The organism is Rhodococcus sp. NPDC003322 (assembly GCF_053589555.1).
The window spans coordinates 569,401-580,972 of the sequence record NZ_JBSFSC010000004.1; the positions used below are offsets into that span (position 1 = coordinate 569,401).

Consider the following 11,572-nt stretch of genomic DNA (forward strand, 5'->3'; position numbering starts at 1 on the left):
ATGCAAATCAAGAGGGCAATGTTCACCGCCGTGACCGGCTCGTGCGGGTCGGTTCGCTGCTGTGGCAGATTGCTGTCATGCCGTTGATCCAGATCAGTCAGACTCCCGGGCTCACCGCCGAACAGAAGCGTGCGGTCGTCGCCGCCGTGACCTCCGCCTACGCGGAGGCCTCCGGGAAGGATCCCGCCAAGGTGTGGGTCACCATCACCGAGGTGCCGGGGGAGAACTGGGGCGTCGGAGGCGTCACCCTGGCCTGACCGCTGGAGTCCGCGTCCACCTGCTCGATTCGGGTAGTTCACTACGCTGTGCCTCGGCGATCACCGCTGGGAACCTCGATTGTGTCCTTCAAGGGCGAGCGAGGTGTGAGCGATGGACAGCGACAGGCAGCCGGGGCCGGATTCCGTCCCGCTCGAACAGCAACAGGCGCCCGCGGCCGAGGCGCAGGCGTCGAAGTCGGGTCTGGAGCGCGACGTGCGGGTTGCCACCCGTAGTGGTCGATACGCCCTGATCGCCGCGCTGTGCGCTGCGATCGTGTCCAGCGCGGTGTCGGCCGGGTCCGCGCTGTACGTGAGCGGCAACCAATTGGATCGCAACGAGAGGCTCGCAGTCGCGCAGGATGTCCGCGAGAACCGGCAGGCGGCCTACGCCGAATTCGTCAGTGCCTTGATGGATCTCAACGGCGGGCTCGGCGCGCTGAAGGGGGCGTTGACCAGGAATCCGCCCGACCGCGAGGTTGTCCGCGGCATCGTCCAAGGTCTCAGCGCTCGGGGATTGGCAACGTGGACCGCGGTCAGCAAGGTCCTCCTCGTCGGTAACGATGGCCTGGAAGGGACTGTCGGCAAATTCGCTGATTCGTACACCCCGTTCTTCGGCGACCATCTGAATCCGTTCGCGAGCCGCAATCTGCAGGGGGAGGGTGAGCGGGACCCCGACGGCTTGCTGCGCGACGGACCGCCCCTGATCGCCGAGATCGACCGGCTGATCGCGGCCAGCGGCGACATCCTGACGTCCTTCTTGGACCAGGCACGCGAGGACCTCGGCGCCGGCTGAAGGCCGGCCACCGCCAGGCGTCACGGCACCGTTCGGCCCCCGGGTCAGGCCTTGCCGGTGCCCTCGGCGATGGCGCGATCGAGCTGGGTGACCATTGCCTTGCCGAGCGAGATCAGCTCGCGGACCTGCTCGTCGTCGAGTCCGTCGAACACGAGGGCCTGCACCGTCTCGACGTGACCCGGCGCGGACTCGACGACCTTCGCGTGTCCGGCCGGGGTGAGCACGGCGAGGGATCCGCGGCCGCCGACGATCGCCTTGCGGCGCACCCAGCCGGCCTTCTCCATCTTCGTCACCACGTGCGACAGCCGCGACAGTGAGGCGTTGGCGTCGGCGGCGAGCGCGCTGAGCTGCAGCCGCTGCTGCGGGGCCTCGGAGAGGACGGCGAGGACGAAGTACTCGAAGTGGGTGAGCTTGGCGTCGCGCTGCAGCTGGGTGTCGAGGGCGGCGGGCAGTCGGGTGGTCAGCGCGACGAGTTCGCGCCAGGCGCGCTGCTGCTCGTCGCTGAGCCAGCGCGTCGGCTGCTGCGACTTCGGCTCGCCCTCGTGTGCCTCGGTCATTGCCGCCCCCTCGGAACAGTTGTGATGTGCGCGCGTTGACTCCTATGATAGTTGAAGCTTCAACATCAAGGAGTGGTTATGACCGACCTGGCCATGCCGGCGCTGTACCTGAGCCATGGTGCACCGCCGCTCGTCGACGACGCACTGTGGGTCTCGCAACTCGAACGGTGGGCACGCGATCTGCCCCGGCCGAAGGCGATCCTGATGGTGTCCGCGCACTGGGAGTCGGCGCCGCTCACCATCGGCTCCGTCACCACCGGGACGCCGCTCGTCTACGACTTCGGGGGCTTCGACCCGAAGTACTACCGCGTGCAATACGCCTCACCCGGGGCGCCCGACCTCGCCCGGCAGGTCGCCGCACTGATGCCCGACAACGAACCCGTGTGCCACCAGCCCGACCGCGGCCTCGATCACGGTGCCTACGTCCCGCTCACCGTCATGTACCCCGGCGCCGACATTCCGGTCCTGCAGATGTCGATGCCGACCCTCGACCCGGAGCGGCTGCTGCACCTGGGGGAGCGGCTGCGTCCGCTGCGCGAGCAGGGCGTCCTGATCGTCGGATCCGGGTTCACCACCCACGGCCTGCCCTTCCTGCGGGACTGGACGCCCGACGCCGCCGCACCCGGCTGGTCCGCCGAGTTCGACGCGTGGGCGCGTGAGCGGTTCGCCGCGGGTGACGTCGACAACCTCGTCGACTTCCGTTCCCAGGCGCCTGGCATGCCGTATGCCCACCCGACGATCGAGCACTTCGCGCCGCTGTTCGTTGCGCTCGGAGCCTCCTCCGACCCCGAGCAGACGCCCGAGCAGGTCATCGACGGTTTCTGGATGGGCCTGTCCAAACGGTCCCTGCAGCTGGCGTAGGTGGCTCCGCCCCTGTGCGCCTTTCCGGTGGCCCCGGCCACCGGAAAGGCGCACAGGCGCGTCAGCGCCTGGCGCGGAGGAAGTCCAGCGCCTCGTCGGCGTGCGTGTTGGCGCGCAGCTCGCTGGCGATCACCTTCAGCACCGTCCGATCGGTGTCGATGACGAAGGTGGTCCGCTTGACGGGGGACAGCTTCGCCAGCAATCCGCGCCGAACACCGAACTGCTCGGCAACCACACCGCCGACATCCGACAGCAGCGGGTAGTCGAACGACTTCGCCGACGCGAACGACGCCTGCTTCTCGACCGCGTCCGTCGAAATACCCGCCCGCAACGCCCCGACCGCCGCGAACTCGGCGGCCAGATCGCGGAAGTGACACGCCTCCGCCGTACACACCGGGGTGTTCGCGGCCGGATAGAAGAACAACACCAGCGGTCCGTCCGCGACCAGGTCGCTCAGTTTCCGGACCGTGCCGGACTGATCGGGCAACGCGAAGTCGGGGGCCTGCTCTCCGGTCTGCATGCGCGCGAGGCTACCGCCCCGGACCGCAGTGGGGGAGACACTCCACCCTGGTCGCTCCGCAGGCTCCGCTCCTGCACACCCTGCTCACTCCGCAGGCTCCGCTCCTGCACACCCTGCTCACTCCGCAGGCTCCGCTCCTGGGATGATGGGGACCATGCCCGGCGAGTCGATCACCGTCACCCCTGCACCCGCTGCCGCCGACACGGCCGCAGCCACCACCACCCGCGCGCAGTTCCGCGCCCTGGCGGCCGAGCATCGGGTCGTCCCGGTCACGCGAAAGGTGTTGGCGGACGCCGAAACCCCGCTCTCCGCCTACCGCAAGCTGGCGGACGACCGGCCCGGAACCTTCCTGCTCGAGTCCGCCGAGAACGGTCGCTCCTGGTCGCGCTGGTCGTTCATCGGTGCCGGCAGTCCGGCGGCGTTGACGGTCATCGACGGTGAAGCCGCCTGGTACGGCAACGTGCCGGCCGGTGCGCCGTCCGGCGGCGACCCGATCGTCGCCCTCGGCCAGACCCTCGAACTACTGCGCAGCGAACGCCTCCCCGACCTGCCCCCGCTGACCGGCGGCATGGTCGGCTTCATGGGCTATGACATCGTGCGCCGCCTGGAACGGCTGCCCAGCCACGCCGTCGACGACCTGCAGATCCCCGAGATGGTGATGCTGCTGGCCACCGACCTCGCCGCCGTCGACCACCACGAGGGTGCGATCACCCTGATCGCGAACGCAGTCAACTGGGACGGCAGCGACGAACGCGTCGACGAGGCCTACGACGACGCGGTCGCCCGCCTGGACGCGATGACCCGCGCCCTCACCGCGCCCGCACCCTCGACCGTCTCCACCTTCACCAAGGTCGTCCCGGAGTTCCGGCGCCAGCGCACCACCGAGGAGTTCGGGGCCGGCGTGCGCCGGCTGATCTCCGAGATCGAGGCCGGTGAGGCGTTCCAGGTCGTGCTCTCGCAGCGCTTCGAGATGGACACCGACGCCGCGCCCGCGGACATCTACCGGATGCTCCGTGCGTCCAACCCGAGCCCGTACATGTACCTCGTCAACATCCCCGACGGCAGCGGCGGCACCGGGTTCACCATCGTCGGCTCCAGCCCCGAGTCGCTGGTCACCGTCAAGGAGGGCACCGCCACCACCCACCCGATCGCGGGCACCCGGTGGCGCGGCGCCACCGAGGAAGAGGACCTCCTGCTCGAGAAGGACCTGATCGCCGACGAGAAGGAGAACTCCGAACACCTGATGCTCGTCGACCTCGGCCGCAACGACCTCGGACGCGTGTGCGAGCCGGGCACGGTGAAGGTGCACGACTACCGGCACGTCGAGCGCTACAGCCACGTCATGCACCTCGTGTCGACCGTCACCGGTCGCCTCGCCGACGGCAAACACGCCCTCGACGCGGTCACCGCCTGCTTCCCGGCGGGCACCCTGTCCGGGGCGCCGAAGGTGCGGGCGATGGAACTGATCGACGAACTCGAACCGACCCGCCGCGGCATCTACGGCGGCATCGTCGGCTACCTCGACTTCGCCGGCGACGCCGACACCGCCATCGCGATCCGCTCCGCACTGGTCAAGGACGGCACGGCGTACGTACAGGCCGGCGCCGGCGTGGTCGCCGACTCCGATCCGGTCTACGAGGACACCGAGGCCCGCAACAAGGCGATGTCGGCGCTGAGCGCGATCGCCGCCGCGGGCACCCTGCGTGCCCTGGGTGGCCACGATGAGTGACGCCGACACCAGCGCCCCCACCCGCCGTTCGGTCCCCCTCGCGGTCCTGCCGGTGCTGCTGCTCGCCGTGGCCGCGCTGTGCCTGTGGGCGTCGTCGCGGATGACGTGGGTGCGGGTCGACTCGTTCGACGGGCTCGGCGAGGCCCGGACGACCGACCTCATCGGCGGCACCTGGGCGGCCGCGACCACGCCGCTCGCGCTGGCGCTGCTCGCGGCGATCGCGGCATCGTTCGCGGTGCGCGGCTGGGCGCTGCGGGTGGTGGCGCTCATGGTCGCCCTCGTCGCGGTCGCGGCGATCGTGCCCGCGGTGCAGTTGCTGACCACCGACGTGGATCCCGATCGTGCGGGCCGGCTCGCGGAACTGCCCGACCGTGCCGAGGTGACCGCCACCGAGGTGTCCACGACGCCGGCCGTGCTGGTGGTGATCGGCGGTGTGCTGGCACTGGCCGCGGCGGTCGCGCTGCTGCGCAAGGCCTCGGTCAGCACCGGCCTGTCGTCGAAGTACGCGGCCCCGGCCGCCCGGCGTGAAGAGGCGTCCAAGCGGCACGAGTCGAAGGAACCTCCGAGCCAGCGGGTGCTGTGGGACGCTCTCGACGCGGGCGACGATCCCACCGACGACGAGCCCGGCGACCCCGGCCGACCGGGCACGACGGATGGCACGGACACCCGCCCGTAGTCAAGAGAACAGCGGCCTCTAGGCTTGGCCGAACGGATGACCTTCCTCACAATCGGCGACAGCCCAGAAAGGACTCGGGACGCGATGACTGTTCTCGATTCGATTCTCGACGGGGTGCGCGCCGACGTCGCCGCCCGTGAGTCCGTCCTCGACCTGGCCGCCGTCAAGGCCGCCGCCGCGGCGGCCACGCCCGCGCTCGACGCGGCCGCCGCTCTGCGCGCCGACGGCATCGGCGTCATCGCCGAGGTGAAGCGCGCCAGCCCGTCCAAGGGTGCGCTGTCCACCATCACGGACCCCGCCGCACTCGCCCGCGCCTACGAGGACGGAGGCGCCCGGGTGATCAGCGTCCTCACCGAGGAGCGCCGGTTCAAGGGCTCCCTCGCGGACCTCGACGCCGTCCGCAAGGCGGTGCGCATCCCGATCCTGCGCAAGGACTTCATCGTCGGGCCGTACCAGATCCACGAGGCCCGCGCGCACGGCGCGGACGTGATCCTGCTGATCGTCGCCGCTCTCGACCAGAACACCCTCGCGTCGCTGCTCGACCGCACCGAATCGCTCGGTATGACCGCGCTCGTCGAGGTGCACACCGAGGAGGAGGCGGATCGCGCACTCGAGGCCGGCGCGAGCGTCATCGGCATCAACGCCCGCAACCTCAAGACCCTCGAGGTCGACCGCGACACCTTCGGCCGCATCGCGCCGGGGTTGCCCAGCAACGTCGTCAAGATCGCCGAGTCCGGTGTCCGCGGCACCGCCGATCTGCTCGCCTACGCCGGTGCCGGCGCCGACGCGGTGCTGGTCGGAGAGGGCCTGGTCACCAGCGGCGATCCGCGCACCGCGGTCAAGGATCTGGTCGCGGCGGGCACGCACCCGTCGTGCCCGAAGCCGTCGCGCTGACCACCCGACCCGGGCGGAATGGCGTCGCCGCGTCTAGGGCAGACTGAACAGGTGACTGCAGACGATCCCGTACTTTCCGCCAAGGGCCGTGGCCTGCCCCTCATGAGCGACGCCGTGGCGGTTCCCACCGCGCACGAACCAGACGCCGGCGGACACTTCGGGGTCTTCGGCGGCCGCTACCTTCCCGAGGCACTGATGGCCGTCATCGAAGAGGTGACCGCCGCCTACGAGAAGGAACGCAACGACCCGGGTTTCCTGGCCGAACTCGACCGTCTCCAGCGCGACTACACGGGGCGCCCGTCGCCGGTCTACGAGGCGACTCGGCTCAGCGAGCACGCGGGCGGGGCGCGACTGCTCCTCAAGCGCGAGGACCTGAACCACACCGGCTCCCACAAGATCAACAACGTGCTGGGGCAGGTCCTCCTCGCCAAGCGCATGGGCAAGACGCGCATCATCGCCGAGACCGGCGCGGGCCAGCACGGCGTCGCCACCGCGACCGCGTGCGCCCTCTTCGGCCTCGAATGCCTCGTGTACATGGGTGAGGTCGACACCGTGCGGCAGGCCCTGAACGTGGCGCGCATGCGACTGCTCGGCGCCGAGGTCGTCGCCGCCGTGACGGGCTCACGCACGCTCAAGGACGCCATCAACGAAGCGATGCGCGACTGGGTCACCAACGCCGACACCACGTATTACTGCTTCGGTACCGCCGCCGGGCCGCACCCGTTCCCGGCGATGGTCCGCGACTTCCAGCGCATCATCGGCCTCGAGGCGCGTGCCCAGGTGCAGGCGCTGACCGGTCGACTGCCCGACGCCGTGGTCGCGTGCGTCGGTGGCGGGTCCAACGCCATCGGCATCTTCCACCCGTTCATCGACGACCCGTCGGTGAAGCTGGTCGGCATCGAAGCGGGCGGCGACGGCGTCGAGACCGGACGGCACGCCGCGACCATCGGCGGTGGCACCCACGGCGCGCTGCACGGCGCGTACTCGTACCTGCTGCAGGACGAGGACGGGCAGACCATCGAATCGCACTCGATCTCCGCCGGCCTGGACTATCCCGGTGTCGGACCGGAACATTCGTGGCTCGCCGACACCGGCCGCGCCGAGTACCGGTCGGCCACCGACACCGAGGCGATGGAAGCGTTCCGGCTGCTGTGCCGCACCGAGGGCATCATCCCGGCGATCGAGTCCGCGCACGCCGTCGCGGGCGCGCTCGAGCTCGGCCGGGAACTCGGTGAGGGGGCGATCGTCGTGGTGAACATCTCGGGCCGCGGCGACAAGGACGTCGACACCGCAGGCAAGTGGTTCGGGTACCTGCCCGCCGACAGCACCGACACCGAAGGAGCCGCGCAGTGAGCGCCCCGCACGAACGCCTCACCGAGATCTTCACGACCTGCCGCGCCGAGAAGCGCGCCGCGCTGGTCGGCTACCTGCCGGTCGGCTTTCCGACCGTCGAGAAGTCCATCGAGGCCGTCACCACGCTCGTCGAGGGCGGCTGCGATCTCGTCGAAGTCGGCATCCCCTACAGCGATCCCGTCATGGACGGCACCACGATCCAGAACGCCGCCAACGCAGCGCTCGCCGCCGGTGTGCGCGTCCGCGACGTGTTCCCGGCCGTCAAGGCCGTCACCGACGCGGGCGGCGCCGCCGTCGTCATGACGTACTGGAACCTCGTGCTCAAGTACGGGGTCGAGAACTTCGCCCGCGACCTCGCCGCCGCGGGTGGGCTCGGCATCATCACCCCCGACCTGATCCCCGACGAAGCCGCCGACTGGATCGCCGCGTCCGACAAGTACGGCCTGGGCCGCATCTTCCTCGTGGCACCGTCGTCGACCAACGAGCGGCTCGCGATGACCCTCGATCAGTGCCGGGGCTTCGTGTACGCGACGTCGACGATGGGCGTCACCGGTGCCCGCGACAACGTCGACAACCGCGCGCCGGAGCTGGTCGCGCGGGTGCGCGAGCACTCCGACATCCCGGTCGGTGTCGGACTCGGCGTGCGGTCCGGCGCGCAGGCCGCGGAGATCGCCGCGTACGCGGACGCCGTCATCGTCGGGTCCGCGCTCGTCACCGCCACCGCCGAGGGCCCGGACGCGCTGCTGGCGCTCACCACCGAACTCGCCGCGGGCGTCCGTTCGGCTACCGTGGCGTCGTGACCGACGTTCTCGCCTACATCCCGAGCCCCCCGCAGGGCGTGTGGAACATCGGCCCCGTGCCGCTGCGCGCCTACGCCTTCTTCATCATCGTCGGCATCGTCGTCGCGGTGGTCTGGGGCGACCGCCGCTGGGTGGCGCGGGGCGGCGAGAAGGGCACCGTTCTCGACGTCGCGATCTGGGCGGTGCCGTTCGGCCTGATCGGTGGTCGGCTCTACCACGTCCTCACCGACTGGACCACCTACTTCGGCGAGGGCGGCAATCCCGGTGACGCCCTGAAGATCTGGCAGGGCGGCCTCGGGATCTGGGGCGCCGTCGCGCTCGGCGCGGTCGGCGCCTGGATCGGCTGCCGCCAGCGCGGCGTGTCCGTGGCCGCGCTGGGTGACGCCATCGCCCCCGGAATCCTGTTGGCGCAGGCCATCGGCCGGCTCGGCAACTGGTTCAACCAGGAACTCTACGGCCGGGAGACCACGGTGCCGTGGGGCCTGGAGATCTACGAGCGGGTGAACTCCGCCGGCCGCCTCGACGCGCTCACCGGCACCTCCAACGGCGTCGTCGAGAAGGTCGTGCACCCGACGTTCCTGTACGAACTGATCTGGAACGTGCTGATCGTGATCCTGCTCGTCTGGGTGGACCGCCGGTTCCGGATCGGGCACGGCCGCCTGTTCGCGCTGTACGTCGCCGGCTACAGCCTGGGCCGCTTCTTCGTGGAGTTGATGCGCGACGACCACGCCACCCACATCGCGGGCATCCGCATCAACTCGTTCACCTCGGCGATCGTGTTCGCCTGCGCCGTGGCGTACTTCCTGCTCGCCAGGAAGGGCCGGGAGACCCCGGCGGAACTGCGGATCGGGAAGGCGCGCGAGGAGTACGTGGCCGAGCACGCCGACGACCCGCAGGCCGCGGGAACTCCGGGCGGGGCCGCAACCGTTGACGCTGGGAAGGCCGAAGCGTCGCCAGGGGATGGTGACGCCACCAAACAGGGGGACGACACGTGACCGGACCGACCGACGACTGGCAGAAGCGGATCGAGGCGGGACTCCCGTTCCACCCCACCGCCGACGAACTCACCGCCGGATACCCGACCCCGGACACCCCGAACCCGCCGGGCGAGTACCCCGGTGGTGCCCCCTCCGCCGAGTTCCCGAACACCGGACACCCGGCGGCGCCCGGCCCGGTATTCGGCGCGCCCGGCAGCGGACCGGGATACCCGCCGCCCGGCTTCGCGTCGCCGGCCACCACCCAGCAGTTCGCCGCCGTCCCCGGATACGGGTACATGGCGGCCGACGCCGCAGCACCTTTCGGCCGCGACCCGGTGACCGGGGAACCGCTGTCGGACAAGTCGAAGGTGGCGGCCGGGCTGCTGCAGATGCTGCTGCCGTTCCTGTCGATTTGCGGAGTCGGCCGGCTCTACATCGGCAGCACCGCGATCGGGCTGATCCAGCTGCTCGGCATGTTCGTCGCGTTGTTCATGTCGCTGGTGCTGATCGGCATCCCGTTCGTCATCGGGTTCTGGCTGTGGACGTTCATCGACGGGATCATGATCCTGGCCGGCAACGTTCGCGACGGTCAGGGCCGCAAGCTCCGGAACTGACATCGCGACGGTCGCGGGCCGGACGATCGGGCGCCGCCCGCGACCGGCGGCGCCGGTGGCTATGACGCGAGGTCGACGCGGATCGACTCGTTGTCGCGAACGACGAAGACGCGGTCCACGCCCTGCTTCCAGTTGTTGGGGACCAGGAAGTACCTGTCCGAGGTTTGGGCGAGCAGCAGCAGACCCGTGTAGAGATGGCCATAGTCGCCGTTGGTCACCGTCAGGTGTTGTGAGCCCCCACCGTCGAGCAACAGGTTGTCCTTGCTGAAGACCACGACGGACGTCAGAACGCCCAGGTTGCCGGCCTTCGCCGCGGCCTCCCGTTGGCCGTGTGCGTCGCCGTACAGGCCGACCGCCCAGAACGCGGCAAGGAACCCGACCCCGATCAGGGCGAGCGGAAGCACCCAGGGATATCGAACGGTGTGGGCGGGGGCAGTCCGTACGGACAGGGGAGCGTCGTAGGTCGTGCGCAGCACCGCGATGTAGGCGAGCAGGACGACTCCGCCGATCAGCACGATCGGGAGACAGATCTGCGGCAGCCAGCCGAACCATGCGCGGAAGACATAGGCCGCCAACACGAAAGCGATCGAACCGACACCGGCCACGAGGGCGATCGTCAGGGCGCGGGCGAGCATACGGCCCTCCCGGACCTGTTGCGTCGAATCCGATGGCGGCGGGTCCGGCTGCTGCGACCGCGTGGCGAGGGCGGGGAGTACCACGAGTCGGTGGACGCCGAGCAACACCAGCAGGGAGACAAGGAAGAAGAGCGCCGGCGAGAACGTGGCTCTGATGCTGCTGAGCAGGTAGTCGGATGTCGAGTAGCCGAGCGTGCGGACGTCGATACCGAAGTAGTCGTAGTAGGCGTGCTTGACCGTCCAGCCGAAGTAGTACAGCAGCCCCGTGATCAACGCCGCCTGTGACGTGATGGCGCCGAGGACGGCGAACGTGGATGGCGTGGCCGGATCCCGACGGAGTTTTCCACCGGATTCCGGGCGTATGTGGTCGTCGTGCGGGCGGGTCGAGTCAGTCGTCATGGCGTGTCGCGGTCAGGCGGTGGCGTTCCCTCGTCCGGCGGTTCCGAAGTCTCTTCGTCGGAAGGAAGGACAGGTGCGGGCGCCGGGGGCCCGATTGTGGCGGGGGGCCCGATGTGGCCTGGTGCCGAGGACTTCTCGGGCGGAGGAGCCGTGGACTTCAGTACGTCACCGATGTCGGTTGCGTCGACGGAACCCGTACGGGTTGCCACCGCAGGTGAGCCGACGGGTGGCGTGGTCGACTGCTCGTCGGATTCCTCGCGGCACCCGCCCAGGAGGAGGCTCCCCGCGAGCGCGACAACGATCAGCGCAGCCCCTGCACGGGAGGTCGATCGTGGGTAGCGCATTTCGCACCTCGATGACTCGGCCCGGGCCGTGTCCGGACCGGATCGGTCCCCGGATGAGGCCAACGTATTCCCCCGACGGTCGAGCCACGCGCGTAGTCGGCTACTCGAATCCCGCGCCAGCCGAGGCCTCCATGAAGGGACGCACCGAGCTGATTTCGACTCC

At 70.0% G+C, this 11,572-nt stretch carries 13 protein-coding genes; 10 read left to right on the top strand and 3 right to left on the bottom strand.

The genetic code is table 11. The features are described 5' to 3' along the window. Positions 1-77 precede the first annotated feature (77 nt). The gene (locus ACWDUM_RS18985; protein ID WP_450115523.1) at positions 78-257 is read left to right on the top strand and encodes a tautomerase family protein; all 180 of its coding nucleotides are present in this window, start codon (positions 78-80) and stop codon (positions 255-257) included. A gap of 112 nt (positions 258-369) precedes the next feature. Continuing rightward, positions 370-1,050 (top strand): hypothetical protein, encoded by a 681-nt coding sequence (locus tag ACWDUM_RS18990; RefSeq protein WP_450135121.1) that lies wholly within the window; start codon positions 370-372, stop codon positions 1,048-1,050. Between the two features lie 44 nt (positions 1,051-1,094). Here ACWDUM_RS18990 and ACWDUM_RS18995 read toward each other — a convergent pair whose 3' ends face one another. Continuing rightward, positions 1,095-1,607, bottom strand: a complete 513-nt coding sequence (locus ACWDUM_RS18995; RefSeq protein WP_450115521.1) for a MarR family winged helix-turn-helix transcriptional regulator — start codon at positions 1,605-1,607, stop codon at positions 1,095-1,097. A gap of 78 nt (positions 1,608-1,685) precedes the next feature. Here ACWDUM_RS18995 and ACWDUM_RS19000 point away from each other — a divergent pair, with 78 nt between their 5' ends. Continuing rightward, positions 1,686-2,468 (top strand): dioxygenase family protein, encoded by a 783-nt coding sequence (locus tag ACWDUM_RS19000; RefSeq protein WP_450135122.1) that lies wholly within the window; start codon positions 1,686-1,688, stop codon positions 2,466-2,468. 61 nt (positions 2,469-2,529) lie between these two features. Here ACWDUM_RS19000 and ACWDUM_RS19005 read toward each other — a convergent pair whose 3' ends face one another. Then, on the bottom strand, positions 2,530-2,988 hold the full coding sequence (locus ACWDUM_RS19005) for a peroxiredoxin (protein WP_450135123.1): 459 nt from the start codon (positions 2,986-2,988) through the stop codon (positions 2,530-2,532). Between the two features lie 154 nt (positions 2,989-3,142). Between ACWDUM_RS19005 and ACWDUM_RS19010 the strand changes: the two genes are divergently transcribed. From ACWDUM_RS19010 to ACWDUM_RS19040, 7 genes are all read left to right on the top strand, one after another. Further along, the gene (locus tag ACWDUM_RS19010; RefSeq protein ID WP_450135218.1) at positions 3,143-4,717 is read left to right on the top strand and encodes an anthranilate synthase component I; all 1,575 of its coding nucleotides are present in this window, start codon (positions 3,143-3,145) and stop codon (positions 4,715-4,717) included. Next, positions 4,710-5,393 (top strand): TIGR02234 family membrane protein, encoded by a 684-nt coding sequence (locus tag ACWDUM_RS19015; RefSeq protein WP_450115518.1) that lies wholly within the window; start codon positions 4,710-4,712, stop codon positions 5,391-5,393. The genes ACWDUM_RS19010 and ACWDUM_RS19015 overlap by 8 nt, the downstream gene beginning before the upstream one ends. 84 nt (positions 5,394-5,477) lie before the next feature. Further along, positions 5,478-6,287 carry an indole-3-glycerol phosphate synthase TrpC gene (gene trpC, locus ACWDUM_RS19020; RefSeq protein ID WP_450135124.1) on the top strand — a complete coding sequence of 270 codons (810 nt, stop codon included), beginning with the start codon at positions 5,478-5,480 and terminating at the stop codon, positions 6,285-6,287. Positions 6,288-6,389: 102 nt separating this feature from the next. Then, a complete protein-coding gene (gene trpB / locus ACWDUM_RS19025; protein WP_450115552.1) occupies positions 6,390-7,640 on the top strand; it encodes a tryptophan synthase subunit beta in 1,251 nt (416 codons plus the stop codon). Beyond that, positions 7,637-8,440: a tryptophan synthase subunit alpha gene (gene trpA, locus ACWDUM_RS19030; protein WP_450135125.1), complete on the top strand. Its 804-nt coding sequence runs from the start codon at positions 7,637-7,639 to the stop codon at positions 8,438-8,440. The genes trpB and trpA overlap by 4 nt, the downstream gene beginning before the upstream one ends. Beyond that, the gene (lgt, locus tag ACWDUM_RS19035; protein WP_450135126.1) at positions 8,437-9,435 is read left to right on the top strand and encodes a prolipoprotein diacylglyceryl transferase; all 999 of its coding nucleotides are present in this window, start codon (positions 8,437-8,439) and stop codon (positions 9,433-9,435) included. Before trpA ends, lgt begins: the two co-directional genes overlap by 4 nt. Beyond that, positions 9,432-10,031 carry a TM2 domain-containing protein gene (locus tag ACWDUM_RS19040; protein WP_450135127.1) on the top strand — a complete coding sequence of 200 codons (600 nt, stop codon included), beginning with the start codon at positions 9,432-9,434 and terminating at the stop codon, positions 10,029-10,031. The genes lgt and ACWDUM_RS19040 overlap by 4 nt, the downstream gene beginning before the upstream one ends. A 59-nt stretch (positions 10,032-10,090) precedes the next feature. Here the strand turns inward: ACWDUM_RS19040 and ACWDUM_RS19045 are convergent, their stop codons facing one another. Beyond that, positions 10,091-11,065 (bottom strand): hypothetical protein, encoded by a 975-nt coding sequence (locus ACWDUM_RS19045; protein WP_450135128.1) that lies wholly within the window; start codon positions 11,063-11,065, stop codon positions 10,091-10,093. Between the last annotated feature and the right edge of the window lie 507 nt (positions 11,066-11,572).